The sequence below is a fragment of the Bacillus safensis genome (assembly GCF_039619585.1).
In the GTDB taxonomy this organism is placed as follows: Bacteria; Bacillota; Bacilli; order Bacillales; family Bacillaceae; genus Bacillus; species Bacillus safensis.
The window spans coordinates 588,546-607,956 of sequence record NZ_CP154909.1; the positions used below are offsets into that span (position 1 = coordinate 588,546).

At 40.1% G+C, this 19,411-nt stretch carries 18 protein-coding genes and 1 other annotated feature (1 of these 19 running past the window's edge); of the genes, 8 read left to right on the forward strand and 10 right to left on the reverse strand.

Annotated elements, in window-relative coordinates; genetic code table 11:
• Positions 1-115: 115 nt before the first annotated feature.
• Entirely contained in the window at positions 116-652 is a 537-nt protein-coding gene (locus AAYR28_RS02940; protein WP_024426726.1) for an LptM family lipoprotein, read from the reverse strand.
• 245 nt (positions 653-897) lie between these two features.
• Between AAYR28_RS02940 and AAYR28_RS02945 the strand changes: the two genes are divergently transcribed.
• Positions 898-1,332, forward strand: coding sequence for a hypothetical protein (locus AAYR28_RS02945; RefSeq protein WP_034622185.1), 435 nt, complete (start codon positions 898-900; stop codon positions 1,330-1,332).
• Between the two features lie 30 nt (positions 1,333-1,362).
• Here the strand turns inward: AAYR28_RS02945 and AAYR28_RS02950 are convergent, their stop codons facing one another.
• The 3 genes from AAYR28_RS02950 to AAYR28_RS02960 form a co-directional block, all read right to left on the reverse strand.
• Entirely contained in the window at positions 1,363-1,713 is a 351-nt protein-coding gene (locus tag AAYR28_RS02950) for a DUF4064 domain-containing protein (protein ID WP_024424475.1), read from the reverse strand.
• Between the two features lie 138 nt (positions 1,714-1,851).
• On the reverse strand, positions 1,852-2,319 hold the full coding sequence (locus AAYR28_RS02955; protein ID WP_120208726.1) for a hypothetical protein: 468 nt from the start codon (positions 2,317-2,319) through the stop codon (positions 1,852-1,854).
• 125 nt (positions 2,320-2,444) lie between these two features.
• Complete coding sequence (locus AAYR28_RS02960) at positions 2,445-3,119, reverse strand: hypothetical protein (protein WP_024424477.1); 675 nt, start codon at positions 3,117-3,119, stop codon at positions 2,445-2,447.
• Positions 3,120-3,328: 209 nt separating this feature from the next.
• Between AAYR28_RS02960 and AAYR28_RS02965 the strand changes: the two genes are divergently transcribed.
• Together AAYR28_RS02965 and AAYR28_RS02970 are read left to right on the forward strand one after the other, a co-directional pair.
• On the forward strand, positions 3,329-3,697 hold the full coding sequence (locus AAYR28_RS02965; RefSeq protein WP_024424478.1) for an RlpA-like double-psi beta-barrel domain-containing protein: 369 nt from the start codon (positions 3,329-3,331) through the stop codon (positions 3,695-3,697).
• 73 nt (positions 3,698-3,770) lie between these two features.
• Complete coding sequence (locus AAYR28_RS02970) at positions 3,771-4,820, forward strand: hypothetical protein (RefSeq protein WP_120208724.1); 1,050 nt, start codon at positions 3,771-3,773, stop codon at positions 4,818-4,820.
• Between the two features lie 214 nt (positions 4,821-5,034).
• Here the strand turns inward: AAYR28_RS02970 and AAYR28_RS02975 are convergent, their stop codons facing one another.
• From AAYR28_RS02975 to gabP, 3 genes are all read right to left on the reverse strand, one after another.
• A complete protein-coding gene (locus AAYR28_RS02975; protein ID WP_034622193.1) occupies positions 5,035-5,406 on the reverse strand; it encodes a carboxymuconolactone decarboxylase family protein in 372 nt (123 codons plus the stop codon).
• Positions 5,407-5,680: 274 nt separating this feature from the next.
• A complete protein-coding gene (locus AAYR28_RS02980) occupies positions 5,681-7,213 on the reverse strand; it encodes a multicopper oxidase family protein (RefSeq protein WP_024426720.1) in 1,533 nt (510 codons plus the stop codon).
• 97 nt (positions 7,214-7,310) lie between these two features.
• Entirely contained in the window at positions 7,311-8,699 is a 1,389-nt protein-coding gene (gabP, locus tag AAYR28_RS02985; protein ID WP_024424482.1) for a GABA permease, read from the reverse strand.
• 483 nt (positions 8,700-9,182) lie between these two features.
• On the opposite strand from gabP, the gene AAYR28_RS02990 reads away from it, so the two are divergent.
• The 5 genes from AAYR28_RS02990 to guaA all read left to right on the forward strand — a co-directional run bounded on the left by AAYR28_RS02990 (position 9,183) and on the right by guaA (position 16,276).
• Positions 9,183-10,082 carry a cation diffusion facilitator family transporter gene (locus AAYR28_RS02990; protein WP_024426719.1) on the forward strand — a complete coding sequence of 300 codons (900 nt, stop codon included), beginning with the start codon at positions 9,183-9,185 and terminating at the stop codon, positions 10,080-10,082.
• A gap of 102 nt (positions 10,083-10,184) precedes the next feature.
• Entirely contained in the window at positions 10,185-11,147 is a 963-nt protein-coding gene (locus AAYR28_RS02995) for an AAA family ATPase (RefSeq protein ID WP_120208721.1), read from the forward strand.
• Entirely contained in the window at positions 11,144-12,334 is a 1,191-nt protein-coding gene (locus AAYR28_RS03000; protein WP_120208719.1) for a DUF58 domain-containing protein, read from the forward strand. Before AAYR28_RS02995 ends, AAYR28_RS03000 begins: the two co-directional genes overlap by 4 nt.
• A gap of 9 nt (positions 12,335-12,343) precedes the next feature.
• Positions 12,344-14,548 (forward strand): DUF4129 domain-containing transglutaminase family protein, encoded by a 2,205-nt coding sequence (locus tag AAYR28_RS03005; protein ID WP_120208716.1) that lies wholly within the window; start codon positions 12,344-12,346, stop codon positions 14,546-14,548.
• A 186-nt stretch (positions 14,549-14,734) separates the two neighbouring features.
• Positions 14,735-16,276: a glutamine-hydrolyzing GMP synthase gene (gene guaA, locus AAYR28_RS03010; protein WP_024424487.1), complete on the forward strand. Its 1,542-nt coding sequence runs from the start codon at positions 14,735-14,737 to the stop codon at positions 16,274-16,276.
• 79 nt (positions 16,277-16,355) lie between these two features.
• On the opposite strand, the gene AAYR28_RS03015 is transcribed toward guaA, so the two are convergent.
• The 3 genes from AAYR28_RS03015 to AAYR28_RS03025 form a co-directional block, all read right to left on the reverse strand.
• Positions 16,356-16,841 (reverse strand): YbaK/EbsC family protein, encoded by a 486-nt coding sequence (locus tag AAYR28_RS03015; protein WP_120208714.1) that lies wholly within the window; start codon positions 16,839-16,841, stop codon positions 16,356-16,358.
• A 109-nt stretch (positions 16,842-16,950) separates the two neighbouring features.
• Positions 16,951-17,904 carry an AraC family transcriptional regulator gene (locus AAYR28_RS03020; RefSeq protein ID WP_259455957.1) on the reverse strand — a complete coding sequence of 318 codons (954 nt, stop codon included), beginning with the start codon at positions 17,902-17,904 and terminating at the stop codon, positions 16,951-16,953.
• The gene (locus AAYR28_RS03025; protein ID WP_259455956.1) at positions 17,870-19,342 is read right to left on the reverse strand and encodes a 2-isopropylmalate synthase; all 1,473 of its coding nucleotides are present in this window, start codon (positions 19,340-19,342) and stop codon (positions 17,870-17,872) included. Before AAYR28_RS03025 ends, AAYR28_RS03020 begins: the two co-directional genes overlap by 35 nt.
• 57 nt (positions 19,343-19,399) lie before the next feature.
• Positions 19,400-19,411: a binding site (T-box leader), on the reverse strand (it continues 253 nt past the right edge of the window).

Consider the following 19,411-nt stretch of genomic DNA (forward strand, 5'->3'; position numbering starts at 1 on the left):
GATTAGTTAATAAAAAGAATGAAACGTTATTTATAAACAAAAACACTTTCTTCTAGGAAAGTGTTTTTTAGTGGTGATAAAAAAGCCCTCATCATTCAAGGGCATGAGTGAAAGTTTATTTTACTTTTACTGTGAAAGTCACGTCTTTACTATTCATGTAATCGTCAGTTGTGACATTTCCAAATTTCAGCTTTAATTCTTTGATGTTTTTGATGTTGATCTCTTTGCCTTCAGGAGCTAAGAATTGAATAACACCATCTTGTTTAACGCCACCTTCAACTTCGCCACCAATATCACCATCAGTCATAAACATATTCGCATCTAATTGCATGCTTCCAGCTACAACTTTACCTTGATCTGGATAGAAGTTTAGAACTTTATCTGTCGTATTTTCGATATTCATTCCAACATTGATTCTATCCTTCATAATTTTAATTTCGCCAAGGTTTACTTTCATTCCTTGAGCAGTTGTTTTGTGTTTGCTCGCATTTATTTTCTTTGAACCATCGTCTTTTTTGTTTTTTGATTGTGTTTTTGTGCTTGTAGACTCTTTTTCTTTAGATGCACCTGTAGACACATCTTCTGTTGAGCCGCAAGCAGCCAGTGTAAATGTTAGCCCTAAAGCTAAAAATAAAGCATAGAATTTCTTCAAAATGAAAATCCCCTTTTGTTTAATTTATATAAGCGCCATGTGCTTATACATTGACCACGACTATTATAATAGGACAAAAGTACTTTCAAATCAACAAAAAATGATAAAAATAGAAAATAATTGTTTTGGAGTGTTTTTTTATAAACCAGTTAGCTTAAAATTACATAAAATCCACTTCTTGTGACTTAAAACGAACTTGAATTTCCTTATAATAGAATTATTATAAGGGATTGGGAGTGATTGAGATGGAAGGTTCGTCAATCAAGACGGTTAATAGAGAGGATCAACATGAATTCTTGTTTCTGAATATATCTTCAAATACAGTTGGAGCTCTTTCAAAGGAATCTGCTGAGAGGATTCTAAGTGATAGGGATACCGATGAAATACACCAATTGATGTATGTTCCTATTGAAAATCATGAAGACCTCAAATGGCTGATTCATTCTTTGCATAAAGCCATCATGGATGAAAAAGATGTACGTGTCGTTCTTGAATTGGCTGATCTACTCTATTTCTTTGTTGTCCCTGCTTACAAAGAAGAATTGATGAGCCAAGAAGATTTGTCACACATGGTGAATGATATATTATTTATGTTGGATCTTTGGACAGATGAAAACATAATAGAGTTAGTTGATGCGATTCAATATGAATTACAAAGAGTAGAGAGAAAAGGCTTGTAGAGCAATCTCTACAAGCTTTATTCTCTATTCTTATGCAGTTGTGTTATTGACGACAGGCTCTTTTCTAAACACGCCCATGCAGCCTGCAATGATGATTAATACAGCTGGAAGGATGAAGAACATAGAAATAGAAATAATGCCGCCTACAGCAGATACTAATAATAAAATTCCACCAAGCTTTGCTTTTTTCTTTACGATGACAGATGCGACAATGGCAAGAATAGAGAAAAGCATTGCTGCCCAGCCTAATCCTGTAATTTCACTCGTACCTGAATCGCTAAATGCTGCATCGATTCCTCCGAAAGCAAGAGCAAACATTGCGCCGAAAAATCCAAAAATACCTCCAATTAAACCTAAAACAAATTCTGTCGTTCTTTTCATCATACTTTCCTCCGATATGTAAATAAGAATTATTGGTACTTAAGAACCAACACAATCTTACTAATCGGCATTCTTTTCATAAAGTTAATAGTTTTGTTAAAAAAAACAAGAAAATCCATAAAGGATTTTCTTGTCCAGTTATTGGGCTCTTTCCCAAGTGATTTTTGTTTCATTTGTTGTTTTCTTTCCTTTTGCTAGTACCTTGCCGTTTTCTTGTTTCACGGTGATGTTTAGGTCATAAAAGGAATAGAGGGCGCCGAGGCTGTCATTTTCCGGTTTATGAAGATTGTTTTCTTTTTCAGTTGATGCTCCAATGGCCAGCGTTTTTGCAAAGTTTAAACCGATGACTTCAGCGTAATCACTATTGGTATCAGAGGAAGCCGTTACGTTTAAAGAAATGACTTTTTTCTTTTGATCCACGGTGATGTCAGTGTTTTTGATGAGCTTAGACTGCTCCATTACTTCTTTTGTTTCTTTTTGAATGCGCTCATTAATCGTAGGAAGTGCCTTAGATTCTGGTTTTTGTTCTTTTGTCGTATTTGAGCAAGCTGCTAGAATGGAGAGACTTGCAACTAGACTCATGAAAACAAGTAGACTTTTTTTCACGTTCGTTCTCCTTTTTTCTTCGAATGATGTATGTTTATGTTACCACGAATCTTTGTTTTGATTAAAAGAGAAGTGTTGATAAGCTGTGAACAATAAAAAGCACCCAATGGAGGGTGCTTTATTTCTTATTGTGCTGAAAGGCTTGTACTTAATGGGATAGAAGAAATGACGGTGAATTTAGGAGCTGCGGCACCGGATTCTAAATTTTTACGTAAAAGTGACGATTTGATTGACCCGTCCCAATTTTTATAGACACTTCCTGATGTATTTGCACGAAGCTGTACATTCGAAAAGCTTGCTTGTGAATAGCTGTTTGTTCCATTATCCTGTACGCCATGTACCATTTTGACAACATCAAGGTTTTTCAGACGGCTAGGGTTGTAAACAGGCTGCTTATAGCGCAGTTTCCCGTTGACATATAGTGACACCGTACCATCACCATTGTTGATGAGCTTTAGGTTGACACGTGCGCCATCTTTAATGCTTGTATCGTATTCGCTGTTCCAGTATTTACTGCCGCCTTGTGAGCCGCTGCCTAGAAACACCTTATAGCCAGAAGACGTTTTTGAAATACCGCTCTCTACTACAGCAGAGCCGAGACCGAGATACCAGTCCGCATAGCCGTTTTTAATGGTGGCTGTTTTCGGCAGGACAATATCAGCAGAGATACCTGACCATTTGGCTTCATCTGTTTGCGTCACAATGGCGCCGTGACGAGGACTAGCCGCTGAGGCAGGAAGACTTGAAAACATCAAAACGAAGGCCAAACTTACAATCAAAACGGTGAAACACTTTTTCATGAAAATTCCCCCTTAAATTTGATTCACTTTTATTATATAAAATGAAAGAGGGGGGCTGCTTACAATGTTCTGACTGTTTTTGGTAGTATTTATGAACTTTATCGGTCATAAAGTGGTCAACTTGTATTTGAATTGTAATGTGTCTGTAAAATAACTGGGTTCATCTTCATGTATAATGAGTGCAGAAACCAAAAACGGAGGATTTCTTAATGAATAAAAAGCTTATCACGACAATCGTAACAGTAGCTAGTTTATTTTTAGCATTCAGTTTCTCACATGGAGCAAGTGCAAAAAAAGTAAGCGGCAATATTACTTGGTATAATGGTGTCGGCAAAAAAGGCGCAGATGGAAAAAAACTCGGTCATTGGGATGCAGCAACTAAAATGGGCTTTGACGTACCGAAAAAAGGTACAAAACTAAGAGTGACAACAAAAGCGAAACCACATAAAGTGATTACAGTATATAAATATGATGTAGGCAGAATGCCAAATGCTGTATTAGACGTAAGTCCAAAAGCATTCAAAGCACTTGGGTATAAAACAAGTAAAGGTGTCGTAAAAGGGCATTACACTTATTAATACATAGGCATGCAAAGAAGCGGGAAAAGTTCATTTTCTGGCTTCTTTTCTTGTAGAGAGGGTCTGAAAGGCAATGAAAAAATCAACATGGTGGATCATCACAGTCATTGGCGTCGCAGTGATTGCGGCAGTTATTTTCTTCATGATGAAGCCTGAGCAAGAGGCGAAACATACAGGAAAAGTCAAAACAAATCAAGATGCAAAAGACGAATTGCTCGTTTCATTTACAGATCAAAAGTTAAACAATACTTATTACTTGCATGATCGGGCGCTTCATACGGAGAAACTGACAGCATATCCTTCGATTGCTTATGATTCTACGAAACAAGTTTTATATTACACGTATACGGATGAAGACACGCAAAAGGTGAGTATTCGGGAATTAAATGTGAAATCTGACGAAGAAAAAACACTGTTTACGAGTGACGATTCTATCGACAGTATGAGGCTGTCTGGTGACGGAAAGAAGTTATTTCTAAGGTATAACAAGGATTCTGGAGAGCAATTTTATGTCGCATCTTTTGATTTGAAAACACACAAAATGAAAGAGCTGTATCCGGAAAAAAGCAAGGATGATACGGTGAGTTCTTTTGCATATGATCCGACTTCAAATGATTTGGCGATCCAGCATTATTCTTTAAAAGAAGATTATCAAAAAACCGATGAAGCGAATGAAAAGGGCAGAGATCCTGAACCAACAACCATGAAAATCACCCTTCAAACAGGTGAGAAGGGAAAACGCATTGCACGTATCTCACAAACGATCAATGATATTTCATTTTCTCCAGATCATAAGAAATTGATTTATACAGAAGTAAAGGTTCGTAAAGAAAAAGAAATATCCTCGATTAAGTTGCTTGATGTAGAAACTGGGAAAACGACGACACTCGTTAAAAACAGCCAGAATGTCCATATTTTAAGTGCTGCACAGCCGCAATTTTCTACGGACGGGTCGTCTGTTTATTTCTTAGGTGTTGCAAAAAACGCAGAAGAATTAAAGGATGACACCGGACGAAAGGCGAAGGTAAGAACGATTTTTGAATACAATATGAAGAAGAAAACGGTGGAAGCCGCTTGGGAGAAGGATGGCGGAATTGTTAACAATTTCACTGTCAATCGATAAAGGAAACGTTCAGTTATTTATATAACTGGACGTTTTTTTATTTTGTCACTTGAAATGCTGGAGAAATGGTGGATTTATAGATGGAAAATCAATTTTTAAGCAGTGATACGAGGGCTATTTTCATATTTTGCTTATGTGACAGAGGAAAAGAAAAAGAGTAATATGAGTGAACATAAAAAAACGAGAGGACTGATGACATCTCGTTTTCTCTGTTTTATTTGTTTTTATCTAATAAGTTTTGAAAGATAAACAGGGCATTAATGGAGTGAGGAAAGCCAGCAACCTTTGTACAGTGTTTAATAATCTCCATAATCTCTATAACAGAAAGTCCGATATGTAATGCTTGTTCAAAATGAGTCTTTAACTCTTCATCACAATTGCCTTTTGTGATGAGGGAAGATAATGTGCTGATGGCCTTTTGTTTTTCATCTAATATGAAGTGATTGAATTCTTTTTGTTCACTGAGTTCAATGGTTAGTTGTTCAATGTTTGACCGAATGCTCTCGTTTTCATAAATTGAAAGCTTCTCTCTGTTACCTGCCGCTGTTTCTTGTTTGACCTGGCAAGTCTCTTTTTCTTCATTCAAATTGAACTCCTCCGTTTTTTATCGCAATTTTCCATTTGTTCGTTCATTATGGCTTATGTGCCTTTTGATAGATGTAATGGGTATATAGTAGTATTATCGGTTGCTGCGTCAACTTTTTAAGTATGGAACGCTCTTCAAAGGAATGATTCATGCGATTTATTTTTCCATGTTGAAATGGATCATAAAAGGGCTAATGACTGGATGTCCGTTAGCCCCTTTGTAATCAGCAGTTTCATACAAGTTATACGCATTTGGCGGAAGAGTGGTTTCATTTTTACTGAATGATATCCATCGGCCTCATCATGTCATAATCTTCATGTTCTAAAATATGACAATGCCACACATACCGGCCGCTGTATGGAACAAAACGAGCAACGATCCGAATGACTTCACCTGCATGCGCCTGAATGGTGTCCTTGTAGCCTTGTTCATGTAAAGGAGGCGCTTCGTTTGGTCCTGTATACACGATTTCTCCTGTCGATTGATAGACTTCTGTATCAAATGGTCTTCTGTCTAAAACCCTAAATTGAACAAGATGCAAATGAATAGGGTGTGTACCCCTGGTTGGATTGACGATAGACCATACCTCTAGACTGCCAAGACGAGGATTTTCAGTGACAGGATCATTCCAAAAATGGTTATCGAGCAATAGGATAGGGCGGCCGTATTTATCCTGTGTGCCGGTAAGTGTGAGTTTACGCTCTCTATCAGCTCGACTTGGCCGAAGCGGTGGCAGCGGTTTGAAAATCGGACGTAATGTCTTAGGTACTCTCCCTTTTAGTGGACGTGTGACTTTGAATTGCATAATGTTCGCATCTGTTTCAGGGTTCACATCCTGTCCGCAGCCGGCTGTATTTTTGAGAGTGATCGTTTTGTTTTCGTAAGCTGAAAAGTCGATGATGACATCGAAACGTTCAGCAGGCGCGATGCTAAAGGATTGATGGCGAACGGGTCTTGGCAAAAAGCCCCCATCGGAACCGATTTGCAAGATTGTAGCGTCGTTATCTAGATGCAGCTCGTAAGTTCTAGTATTGGACGCATTTAAAATACGAAAACGGTATTTTCGCGGCTCTACTTCTAAATACGGCCATACTTTTCCATTGACTAAAATTGTTTCTCCACAAAAAAAGGGCACGATGGATGGGTCTGGTATGTCACTGTCCTCTGGTGTGTCGTTTGGTCTGCTAGGATAAAACAGTGAACCATCTTCCTGAAACGTCCGGTCCATAATCATTAAAGGAATGTCGTAGTCATCTTTCGGCAGCTCTAAAGACTTTTCAAATGCATCTGAGATCAAATAAAACCCAGCTAAACCGGCATACACATTTAGTCGTGTCAATGCCATGGCATGATCGTGATACCACAATGTGCAGGCTTGCTGATGATTTGGGTAGACGTAAGTCTCCCTTTCAAAAAAAGGACCGGTTGCTTCAAAGTCCCGTGAAAACCAGGCCTCTGGGTAGCCGTCACTGCTTGCTGGTGTGACGCCGCCATGCAGATGAACGACTGTTTTCACCTCTGGTTCATCGTGATGACCGGAGTGGATGGTGTGATCGACAGGCAGAAAATGTTTCAATGGCAATTTGTTCATCCATTTCACTTTGACCTTTTCATTTCGATTAGCTTTAATGGTTGGTCCAGGCAAGCTGCCATTATAGGTCCATAGCTTGGTTGGGGGCAGGTCTCTATGAACTTTTAAGAATACCTCCTCCATAGCAATTTCATAATACGTTTGTCTTGGGTTCTTTTTGACGGGCTCCGCGACTTCTGGAATTGGAAGCTCGTCAACAAATTTTTCTAGGTTCATGTTGACTAATCCTCACTTAAATTCAATTTGATACAGTATAAGTGCGGACATCCAAATAGGTGAATAAAATAAAAAAACCCGCTTTTCAGCGGGAGAATTAAGGGTGTTTATTTTCAAGCGCCGCATTTGCAGGCACTTTTTTATTCGGTTTAAAGATGAAATAAGCAGCCAGTACGCCAAAGGTAATGATACTCGTCAAAATGAGCTGTGGCCGCATGGATTCGATAAACAGCATCGATGCCAAGATGGCGCAAATGACCAAAATGGTAAAGTACGTGAGGTATGGGAACAGCCACATTTTGATTTTGAGCTGTTCTGGATTTTCTTTTTCGATTTTGCGTCGCATTCTTAATTGTGAAACGGCAATGACCAAGTAAACAAGAAGGGCAATGGCACCAGATGCGTTGACTAAGAACAAAAAGATGGTTTCAGGATAAAAGTAGTTCATCATGACGGCAATGTAGGAAAAGAAGGTACCTGCGACTGTAGCCGCTACAGGAACACCACGTTTGCTGATTTTCATAAAGCGTTTTGGCGCTTCGCCTCTTTCTGCTAATGAATAAAGCATTCTGGACGTTGTGTACAAGCCGGAGTTTAAACAAGATAGAACAGCTGTTAAGACAATGACGTTCATGACTTGAGCGGCTGATGGAACACCAATGTATTCTAATACCGCAACGAACGGGCTTGTTAAAATACTTGCGGAATTCCAAGGAAGCAAGGTGACAACGACAGCAATTGATCCGACATAGAATACGATAATACGCCATACAACAGAGCGGGTGGCTGTCGTCACAGATTTGACTGGGTCTGCTGATTCACCGGCCGCTATGGCCACAATCTCCGTTCCCATGAAGGAAAAGATGACGACGACGATTCCGAGTAACACAGAGCTGAATCCATTTGGAAGAAAACCGCCGTTCCCTGTTAGATTGGCAAGACCTGAAGTATGATGACCGCCAAAACCAAAGATAAATGCAAAACCAATGAGTAGAAAGAGAATGATGCTGACGACTTTAATTAATGAAAACCAATATTCAAATTCGCCAAAAGATTTAACAGAAAAGATATTTGTTAATGTTAAGAGGATTGTGAGGATAAGGCTTGTGAGCCAAACAGGTGCATCTCCATACCAATATTGAATAATGGCAGCACCGGCAATGGCTTCAATGGCGATGACGATCACCCAGAAGAACCAGTAAAGCCAGCCGATTGTAAACCCGGCCCATGGACCGATGGCATCGCTCGCATATTGTGAGAAAGAACCGCTTGTCGGATAGGCACATGCCATTTCTCCAAGCATTCTCATAATAAAGATCACCAGAAGTCCGGCAAAAGAATAGGAAAGAATGGATCCAGGCCCTGCAGAATGAATGACAGCGCCACTACCAACAAATAGCCCTGCCCCAATGACCCCAGCAATGGAAATCATCGAAATATGTCTTGTTTTAAGGTTTTTTTGAAGACCGTTTGTCATGTTGGACATTTCTTTACCTCCAAACATTTCTCATGAATAGAGAATTTGTTTTTAGAATATTTTAAATTTTATCATACTGAATTGTCATTCAGCATTGGACAGGTTATCAAACTGACATTTCAAACCTCTTAACATGATGTTAAAAAGTAGAAAGGATTTGAGAGATTATGTTCCCTCTTTTCCCTCTGTTTATTTTTAAAAAGAGCATAAAAAAAGAAGGAGGGAAGTTGTGTCTCAAAATAAAATTATTCTGATAATTTACCAGAGAAGAGTGATTTGACGATATGTCCATTTCGAAGAGAATTGGAAAAAGGTTGATGGGAGTAGGTCTTGAGGTCATTTGACCTTGTAAAAATAAGTTTACTTAGGTCAACACATTTCTATTTATCCTATTTTGCTGACATAAGCGAATCATGTTGCTGTAGACCCACACGGGCTTTGCTTTGTAAGATAAATAATAGAAAAGTGATGTGTGAGGAGGCGCGGTTCAACATGGAGCGCTATAACGAATTAAGACAAGGTGAAACAGGTGCTTGGGTCAGCATCATTGCCTATGTGATCTTATCTGCGGTCAAACTCATTATTGGGTATGTGTTTCATTCAGAGGCTCTTTCAGCAGATGGATTGAATAACACGACGGATATTATTGCATCCCTTGCTGTGTTGATTGGGCTGCGTATTTCTCAAAAGCCGCCTGATGAAGATCATCCGTATGGTCATTTTAGAGCGGAAAATATTGCGTCTCTTGTAGCTTCCTTTATCATGATGCTTGTTGGACTTCAGGTTTTGCTGAGTGCAGGCCAGTCGTTCTTCTCATCTGAGCATCAAACGCCGGATATGATCGCGGCTTGGACAGCAGCAGGAAGTGCTGTTGTGATGTACGGTGTGTATATTTATAACCGCAATCTGTCCAAACGAATTAATAGCCAGGCTCTCCATGCGGCAGCTGCTGATAATAAATCAGATGCGTATGTGAGTATTGGAACATTTGTAGGAATTATGGCCTCTCAATTTCAGCTGGCATGGATTGATACGCTAGCAGCCTTTGTCATTGGCTTAATTATTTGTAAAACTGCGTGGGAGATTTTCAGAGATGCCTCTCATTCGTTAACAGACGGTTTTCATATCAAAGATATGTCTAAATATAAAGAGACCATTGAAGCAACACCAGGAGTAGGCGATTTAAAGGATATAAAAGCGCGTTATCTTGGAAGTACAGTCCATGTGGATGTAGTGGTTGAGGTCGAACCTAACTTGAACATAGCAGAAAGCCATGATATTGCAGATGAAATTGAACGAAGAATGAAGCAGGAGCATGATATTTTACACTCTCATGTTCATATGGAGCCAGCAAGTAAGTCAAAAGAAGAGAAGAAGTCTTTCCCATCGTGAGAAGGCTTCTTTTTTATACGTGCTGATGTTATATGCAAATGCGCGTTGTATGGTAAAGTTAGACTATATGAAATTTGACAGAAACGTGATAGGAGGATCAGGATGGCATTTGATGAACCGATGCATTCAGATTTACAAAAAATCGTAGATAACATCAATAAAGTCATGGTTGGGAAAAAAGACATTGCGATATTAAGCCTTGTTGCGATTTTGGCGAAGGGGCATGTGCTGCTCGAGGATGTGCCTGGTGTAGGGAAGACGATGATGGTTCGTGCTTTGGCAAAATCCATTGGCTGTGAGTTTAAGAGAATCCAATTCACTCCTGACCTTTTGCCTTCAGATGTAACAGGCGTGTCGATTTACAATAAAAAGACGAATGAATTTGAATTTAGGCAAGGACCGATCATGGGGCAGATTATTTTAGCTGATGAGATCAACCGGACTTCTCCTAAAACACAATCAGCATTGCTTGAAGCGATGGAGGAAGGCAGTGTCACAGTGGACGGAGAAACGATGCCGCTTGCGGATCCTTTTTTCGTCATGGCGACACAAAACCCAGTGGAATATGAAGGGACGTATCCGCTGCCAGAAGCGCAAATGGACCGGTTTTTATTCAAACTGCAGATGGGATATCCGACCATGCTCGAGGAGCTGGAGGTGCTCAACTTGCAGGAGAAGCAATCCCCGATTGATACGCTCCAAGCTGTCATGACAAAGGAACATATCCATGCGTTGCAGCAGGCTGTTCAGACCATTCATGTGGATGCATCCATTAAAGAATATATTGTTGAAATTGTTCAAGCGACGCGTAAACACTCATCTGTTTATCTAGGTGTGAGTCCAAGGGGATCGATCGCCTTGATGAAAGCGGCACAGGCGTATGCACTTTTGAATCAGCGCGATTATGTGATTCCTGATGATGTACAGTATTTGGCGAATTATACATTACCGCATCGTATGATTTTGACATCAGAAGCGACATATGAAGGGAAGAAGGCGGAGACACTGCTGCGGCAAATGCTTGAGCAAATTGGCGTGCCAGTTCAAAAGTCGATGACTCAATGAAGTCACGTCATCGTGTAGCAATTTCATTATGGTTAAGGGTGATGATGCTCATCATTCTCACTGCGGCAGCCTTTTGTTATGCCATGTTTCAGGGAGGGTTTGTGAGCTGGTTCCTTTTTTATGCATTTTTACCATATGCTTTGTATGCATTGCTGTTTGCACTTATTCCGCTTCGCGCGACAGCCAAGAGGACACTACAGCAAACACGCTTAAAGGCGGGGGATGTGCTGTCCGTTGACCTTGAAATCAAGCGGACACATCCATTTCCGTACGTTTACGTCATGATAGAGGATGCTCCGCCAGATACCTTTCACTTACAGGAACAGATTGAAATGAAGCAAATGCTTTTTCCTTGGTTTCGGAAAACTTGGCGATTTTCCTATCAATTGAATGATGTCATGCGGGGAGAGCATCATTTGACAGCGGTTAGAATCAAAACGGGTGATATGTTTGGGTTTGTTGAAAAAGAAATCATCATTCCGTTAGAGAAAAAGCTGCTTGTCTACCCAAAAGTGCTGGATATCCCGGTAGAGCCTGCTGAGTCAGTGAGTGAAAATGGAGGCAAAGCGGTTCACTCGTGGTTCAATGAACCGGCCCATGTGACAACAGGCGTACGGGAATATCAGCAAGGAGACCGTTTTGCTTGGGTGGACTGGAAGACGACGGCCAGAAGAGGCCAGCTGATGACGAAGGAATTTGAACAGAATCAAGCAAAGGACCTTGTTGTGTTTGCTGATTTTACTGATCAAGCTGTTTTTGAAACAGTCGTTTCTATTGCGGCATCTGTTCTTCAAACGGCTGTGAAAAAAGGAGTGCCGTCAGGTCTTGTCCCTCTAGGAGATCAGCATTCCTTTCGAGTCGATCAAGGAGAACTTCATTTACAGGACATGCTTTATTATTTAACAAGGGTGCAGCATCAGCCTTCCCGCGCACTAGAATATAAACCGTTAGCAGCGAGTGAGTACCAGCACTCAGGAAAATATGTCGTCACGGGTCAGCTGCAGGAGGAGCTTGCGGCAAGTCTCTTTGGAAATCGAAACAGAAAGAACATCACCGTGCTTTTAGTGAAGAAAGCCGTTGACCATTTCACGACAAAAGAAAAACAGCTTGTAGACCGGCTCAAGGCCTCTGGAATACGCATCACCCTTTTATTTGAAGACCGGCTGCACGAAAGAACTGTGAGGTGACAAACATTTATGCTGCATTCACATCTGCGGCAAAGCCGTTTTGAATTGTTCATCTATTATGCTGTAGCTTTTCTGCTGCTATGGGAGTGGCTTCGTCCGCTTCAAGATTTTACAGAGACGAGCCATACGTCTTATTTCATCATTTTTATCGGGCTTACGTGTTTGTTTACGTTCTTTCGTCTGAAGTGGTATGTGACGTTTCCTATTTGTGCTGGACTGATTTTGCTCGCCTTATATTTGATCTTTTATCAATCAGCGCCAGGCTATCCGGCTGCTTTGTTTGCTGATATTAAGGATAATATCACGTTAATGAGCATGGGTATGTGGAGTGACATGTATCCATCTTTCCGCACATTGTTGTTTTATATTTTGCTGTGGCTGCTTGTCTACTTGCTACATTATTGGGTGGTCTATCAGCAGCGTATCTTTTTCTTTTTACTGATGACGATTGTGTATGTCACGATTCTTGATACGTTTACGCCATATGATGCGACTTTTGCAATCGTTCGTATTATGGTATTTGGCTTTTGTTTGCTTGGATTGCTGTATTTTGATCGACTGCGTTCAGCTGAGGGCGTTCGGGTGTCACAGAAAGCACGTCTAAAGTGGTTTTTGCCTATGCTGGCGCTTGTCCTTCTATCAGCGTCACTGGGTGCTTCTTTGCCGAAGTCTGATCCGAAATGGCCCGATCCTGTTCCGTTTTTTAAGGCGGTCACGAATCAAGATGGGACAGCCGGGCAGAATAAAGTGGGATATAGTGCAGATGATTCGGCGCTAGGCGGACCGTTTAGTGAGGACAGCACACCTGTTTTTAAATGGAGCGGAAAGGAGCCATCATACTTTCGTGTAGAAACAAAAAGTATTTACACAGGAAAGGGCTGGGAGGATGCTTCAAATGATACGAAGCCTACTCGGCTAAAGGACGACACTGTGCCGAATCGGTGGTTTACTGAGCGAGTGAAAACAGAGGAGCATGAAACAAGAATTGATATAGAATCGGATTATCGATTTAATCATGCTGTTTATCCTATTGGAACGATCATGCTGACGCCAATGGAAAACGTTCCGCTGCAAATCATGGGCAAAACGGAGAAAATTGTCCCGTCTATGCAAAACCCACCCAAAAATTTAGGGAACTATCAAGTCAGCTTTTTATCTCCTACATTTATCCTGGAGGATTTGCAGAGAATCAAAGTACCGACAAAGAAGCAGGTGAATCAGCAGGTTGGCCGTGAATACTTGCAGCTTCCATCGTCACTTCCAGAGCGTGTGAAAACTTTGGCAAACAGCTTAACGGAAACGAAGGACAATATGTATGATAAAGCGAAAGCCATCGAGGATTATTTAGGATCTGCGAAGTTTTCATATGAAACGCAGAATGTCGCTGTGCCTGGTCGTAATGAAGATTATGTGGATCAATTTTTATTTGATACGATGATCGGCTATTGTGATAATTTTTCAACCTCTATGATTGTGATGCTTCGTTCGATCGGAATTCCGGCGAGATGGGTGAAAGGGTATACGTCTGGCCAGTTATATGAAACACAAATGGATGGAAACAATGTGTATGAAGTGACCAATAACAATGCGCATTCATGGGTAGAGGTTTATTTTCCAAACAGAGGCTGGGTCACCTTTGAACCGACAAAAGGATTTACAAACCCAGAGACTTTTACGAATGAAGCTGTTTCAAGCGATCAAACGGATGATCAAAAGGAAGAAGAAGATCAGTCTAGTTCTGATGCAAGTGAAGAAAAGCAGCAAGACCAGCCGAAGCAGCAGGAGACAGAGCAGCCGGCACAACCAAAGGAACAAACAGCGCAGGCAAAGCCAAATATGGTGCATGTTGGTTGGGTTATAGGTTATGCGGCAGGAGCTATTGTCCTGCTTGGATTCATCAGCTGGATGCTTTATCGATTTAGAACAAGATGGCTGCCATTCTTTATTGTAAGAAAGGTGAAACGTCTGCCAGAGGATGAAGCATTCTTCTATGCGTATGCAGCTCTATTAAAGCAGCTAGGGCGCAGAGGAATCGAGAAAAAGCCAGGTATGACGCTAAGAGAATTCGCTTCGTTGATTGATGAGAAGAATGGAGATCATCATATGTCAGAGCTGACGCAGTTTTATGAACGTGCGCTCTACCGGCGAGAGGATGCCTCGGCGCTTTGGCAACAATCGGCAAAGTTATGGGAAAATTTAATAAACAGGAGATAGTCTTGACCGCGTACCTTCCTGTTGTTAGAATAGGTGAATATTAAAACCTTCTAAAATACATGAAATTGAAGCGTTCGGATGTGAGTCTGGGCGCTTCAAAAGCGTGATTCACACTGAGAGCAGGTTTTCTCCTCTCATTTTTTCTGTGCGTTTATAAAAAACTATATTGGACATAGAGGTGACACCATGACAAATTTAGTAAATGAAATGATTTTGGTTCTCGATTTCGGCAGTCAGTACAATCAGCTGATCACACGCCGTATTCGTGAATTTGGTGTGTACAGTGAGCTTCATCCGCACACTTTAACTGCTGAAGAAATTAAAGAAATGGCACCTAAAGGAATCATCCTTTCTGGTGGACCAAACAGTGTTTATGATGAAGGATCTTTCCGCTGTGATGAAAAGATCTTTGATCTAGACATTCCGGTTCTAGGCATTTGCTACGGCATGCAGCTCATGACTCACTATTTAGGCGGGAAAGTAGAAGCGGCCAGCCAGCGTGAATATGGAAAAGCAGATATTCATATTAACGGAACACCTGCTTTATTCAAAGACCTTCCGACTGATCAAGTCGTTTGGATGAGCCATGGTGACCTCGTTGTTGAAGTACCAGAAGGCTTTACAGTCGATGCAACAAGTGCACATTGTCCAAACTCAGCCATGAGCTTAGCTGAGAAGAATTTCTATGGCGTTCAATTCCATCCAGAGGTTCGTCACTCTGAGTACGGAAATGACCTATTGAAAAACTTTGTCTTCGGCGTGTGTGATTGCGATGGCAAATGGTCAATGGAGAACTTCATTGAAATCGAAATGCAGAAAATTCGTGAAACAGTAGGCGACAAGCAAGTATTGTGCGCACTAAGCGGCGGTGTGGATTCATCTGTTGTGGCGGTATTGATCCACAAAGCCATCGGCGATCAGCTGACATGTATTTTCGTTGACCACGGTCTTCTTCGCAAAGGCGAAGCAGAAGGGGTTATGAAAACATTTAGCGAAGGTTTCAACATGAACGTGATTAAAGTAGATGCGAAAGATCGTTTCTTAAACAAGCTAAAAGGTGTGTCTGATCCTGAGCAAAAACGTAAAATCATCGGTAACGAATTCATCTATGTATTCGATGACGAAGCGGACAAGCTAAAAGGAATCGACTACTTAGCACAAGGAACACTTTACACAGACATCATTGAGAGCGGAACAGCAACGGCACAAACAATCAAATCTCACCACAACGTAGGCGGTCTTCCAGAAGACATGCAGTTCGAATTGATTGAGCCACTCAATACGCTATTCAAGGATGAAGTTCGTGCCCTAGGTTCAGAGCTTGGCATTCCTGATGACATTGTCTGGAGACAGCCATTCCCAGGTCCAGGACTAGGTATCCGTGTACTAGGTGAAATTTCTGAAGAAAAACTAGAAATCGTCCGTGAATCGGATGCGATTCTACGCGAAGAAATTGCCAACTTCGGCCTTGAGCGCGACATCTGGCAATACTTCACGGTTCTCCCAGACATCCGCAGCGTAGGTGTTATGGGTGACGCAAGAACATACGACTACACAATCGGCATCCGTGCTGTTACATCTATCGATGGTATGACGAGTGACTGGGCAAGAATCCCTTGGGACGTGCTTGAAAAGATCTCAACTCGTATCGTCAATGAAGTGAAGCATATTAACCGCGTGGTGTATGATATTACGAGTAAGCCGCCTGCTACGATTGAGTGGGAATAAATGTAAAAGAGCTAAAAACCTTTGTGTATCAAGGGTTTCTAGCTCTTTTTTATTTTTAACTGCACTTTTCCCTTCCGTTTTAATGTGTTAATGAATCATTCCATCCCTTACACACATCAATCCATTGTGAATAACCAGAGTGTTTTTCTAATTGTTTTATTGTGAGTTCAATGGCACTGTTACTGCTCCCGCAGGCTGGATAGACTGTCTCAAAACGTTTGAGTGAAATATCTAAATAAACAGAAACGCCATTCTTTATAGCAAAAGGACATACTCCGCCAATTTCATGACCGACCAAGTCAACGACCTCATGAGGAGAAAGCATTTTAGCTTTTGTTTTAAAATATTCCTTGAATTTTTTGTTATCAACTTTTGCATTGCCAGAGGTCACAATTAAAATAGCTTGTCCATTTACTAGAAAGGAGAGTGTTTTTGCGATTCTTTCAGGTTCGCAGCCCAATGCAGAAGCAGCCAAGTCTACAGTTGCACTAGATACTGAAAATTCTTGAATTCGGGTATCCATATCATATTGTTTAAAGTAATCTTTTACTTTCTTGATCGACATGATGATTTCTCCTTTTTATTTGTATTGATTTGAAATTTTCTCGTTTTTAAAATTGTACTTTTAAAGTACAGTCTCTCCAAGTATTAATACAATAGAGTGATGATGATCATTATTTATTAATTAAACGATATTGATGTGGTGTTAGGTGATACTTTCTCTTAAATAAACGAATGAAATGCTCTACATTTTGATAACCTACGGCTGCCGCAATATGATCTACTTGTGAATTGCTGCCAGTGAGCATTTCGCAGGCTTTTTCCAATCTTATTTCTTGTCGAATCTCACGAAATGATTTGCCAAGCTTACGAGCTATATATTTTGACAGGTAAGACTGTGAAAGGTTAAATTCCTCTGCCATCTCCTGGATGGTGATATGCTCACAACATTGCTGAATATATTGGAGCATTTCAATAATACGTATATCACGATATTGTTTGAACTGATTGACGTTCATATGACTTGGTTTGAATCTTAATAAGAGACATAATAATATCTCAAACAAATTATTCATAATCAACTGGTAACTAGGGAACCGATTATAATTTTCTGTAAATAGTTGAAGAGAGCAGTCTAGCAAATGTTTATCCAAGTGACTATGGAAAATAAGAATATTTTTATTTTCTTTTATATACAATGCATTCAAAAAGAACTCTGAAATGACATTATTTCCTTTTAACATTTTAAAAAACACTTTTTGAAAAGTACTCTTACGGATCATGATTTGCATTGCGATTGTATTCTCCATTACAATTGGCTTGTGTATGGTGTCAGGAGGAATAAAGGCAATATCTCCTGATTTCAAAGTCATTTTTTTATCTTCCACTTCTACATACATCTCATTTTCCAGAACATAGATCATTTCAAAGAAATCATGGATAGCCGACAATTGAGGCATAAAACGGCTATACTTTCTCACTTCGATATCTTTCTCCTGACCTAACCACATGGTATCTTCCTTTTCAAATTCGTTCTGCCCTTTTTGCAAAAATTCTTCTATATATATTTGCTTATGCATTAAATTGTGTTTATCATAATCCTTCAAATAATGCATTACTGATGGCATCTAAACTTCCAGTGCCAGTTCCTTGTATTTCAATTTGTTGATCATCTCTCAGCAAAGTTAAGGTAACTTCCTGCTTCTCTCCTTTATGAAATTGATAATCAAGCAGCTGGAAATGAGGGTGATAATCAACATACTGTTCTTTAAAAACATGATATATTTCTTCGACAGACAATTCCCTACTTGTCTGATCAGATACTTTCTTCGCTTCATAACCCATGGCTTCATTCATTTTATATGGAAGTTGAATGCCATAATTTGTTTCTAGTATATAGCCTATGCCGCCTTTTCCAGACTGGCTGTTGATTCGAATCACATCTGTTTGATAATTCCTTCCCAAGTCAACTGGATCTACTGGGATATAAGGAACGTCCCATTTATCAACATTATTTTCCTTTCTATATTTCATACCTTTAGATATAGCATCTTGATGTGACCCAGAGAATGCGGTGAAAACCATCTCGCCAGAATATGGCTGTCTCTCAGGAACAGTGATTCTTGTTAGTTTTTCATATTTTTTACGAATCGCTTCTAGGTTATTGAAATTCAATTTTGGATCATAACCTTGTGAATACATATTCATCGCCAAGGTAATCAAGTCAACGTTCCCTGTACGTTCACCGATACCAAATAATGTACCTTCGACTCTTTCTGCGCCAGCTAGAACACCAAATTCTGCATCACTCACCCCAGAGCCGCGGTCATTATGAGGATGAACAGATAATGTCACACTGTCTCGGTAAGACAGATTTTTGTGTATATACTCAATCTGACTTGCAAAGATATGAGGCATTGAATATTCAACTGTTGTCGGAATATTGATGATGGCTTTATGAGTTGGTGTCGGTTTCCAAATATCTAAAACACTATTACAAATATCTAACGCATAATCAACTTCTGTTCCTGGAAAGCTTTCTGGACTATATTGAAAATAAATATCACTATTTGTTTTTTCGGCAAGTTCTTTTACTAAAATAGCTCCATCAATGGCAATTTGTTTAATTTCATCTTTTGTTTTCTTAAATACTTGTCTGCGCTGCGCTTCTGAAGTCGAATTATATAAATGAACAATCGCTTTCGGTACTCCCTTAATGGCTTCGAAGGTTCGGCGGATAATATGCTCTCTCGCTTGTGTGATCACCATAATTGTGACATCGTCTGGAATCATATGATGATCAATCAGTGTCCGTAACAGCCTAAACTCCGTATCAGAAGCAGCTGGAAATGCGATCTCAATTTCTTTAAAACCTATCTCTACTAATAACTGAAACATTTCCAATTTTTCTTCTAAGTTCATAGGAATAGGTAATGCTTGATTACCATCCCGCAAGTCCACACTGCACCATATCGGAGCACTTTCTAATGTTTCTTTCTTCACCCAATCATAAGTAAGCTTCGGTGGCAAAAAGTATTTCTTTTCGTATTTTTTGTGGTTAAACATCATCGATTCCTCCTAGAAAATAGAATATAAAAAAAGCCTTTCATCCCCAAGATTTAACTTGGAGACGAA

What these genes read in the sequence shown, in the direction of transcription:
- AAYR28_RS02945 (WP_034622185.1), top strand. Translation starts at nt 898, where the DNA reads ATGGAAGGTTCGTCAATCAAGACGGTTAATAGAGAGGATCAACATGAA.
- AAYR28_RS02950 (WP_024424475.1), bottom strand. Translation starts at nt 1,713, where the DNA reads ATGAAAAGAACGACAGAATTTGTTTTAGGTTTAATTGGAGGTATTTTT.
- AAYR28_RS02960 (WP_024424477.1), bottom strand. Translation starts at nt 3,119, where the DNA reads ATGAAAAAGTGTTTCACCGTTTTGATTGTAAGTTTGGCCTTCGTTTTG.
- AAYR28_RS02965 (WP_024424478.1), top strand. Translation starts at nt 3,329, where the DNA reads ATGAATAAAAAGCTTATCACGACAATCGTAACAGTAGCTAGTTTATTT.
- AAYR28_RS02970 (WP_120208724.1), top strand. Translation starts at nt 3,771, where the DNA reads ATGAAAAAATCAACATGGTGGATCATCACAGTCATTGGCGTCGCAGTG.
- AAYR28_RS02980 (WP_024426720.1), bottom strand. Translation starts at nt 7,213, where the DNA reads ATGAACCTAGAAAAATTTGTTGACGAGCTTCCAATTCCAGAAGTCGCG.
- gabP (WP_024424482.1), bottom strand. Translation starts at nt 8,699, where the DNA reads ATGTCCAACATGACAAACGGTCTTCAAAAAAACCTTAAAACAAGACAT.
- AAYR28_RS02990 (WP_024426719.1), top strand. Translation starts at nt 9,183, where the DNA reads ATGGAGCGCTATAACGAATTAAGACAAGGTGAAACAGGTGCTTGGGTC.
- AAYR28_RS02995 (WP_120208721.1), top strand. Translation starts at nt 10,185, where the DNA reads ATGGCATTTGATGAACCGATGCATTCAGATTTACAAAAAATCGTAGAT.
- AAYR28_RS03000 (WP_120208719.1), top strand. Translation starts at nt 11,144, where the DNA reads ATGAAGTCACGTCATCGTGTAGCAATTTCATTATGGTTAAGGGTGATG.
- AAYR28_RS03005 (WP_120208716.1), top strand. Translation starts at nt 12,344, where the DNA reads ATGCTGCATTCACATCTGCGGCAAAGCCGTTTTGAATTGTTCATCTAT.
- guaA (WP_024424487.1), top strand. Translation starts at nt 14,735, where the DNA reads ATGACAAATTTAGTAAATGAAATGATTTTGGTTCTCGATTTCGGCAGT.
- AAYR28_RS03015 (WP_120208714.1), bottom strand. Translation starts at nt 16,841, where the DNA reads ATGTCGATCAAGAAAGTAAAAGATTACTTTAAACAATATGATATGGAT.
- AAYR28_RS03020 (WP_259455957.1), bottom strand. Translation starts at nt 17,904, where the DNA reads ATGCCATCAGTAATGCATTATTTGAAGGATTATGATAAACACAATTTA.
- AAYR28_RS03025 (WP_259455956.1), bottom strand. Translation starts at nt 19,342, where the DNA reads ATGTTTAACCACAAAAAATACGAAAAGAAATACTTTTTGCCACCGAAG.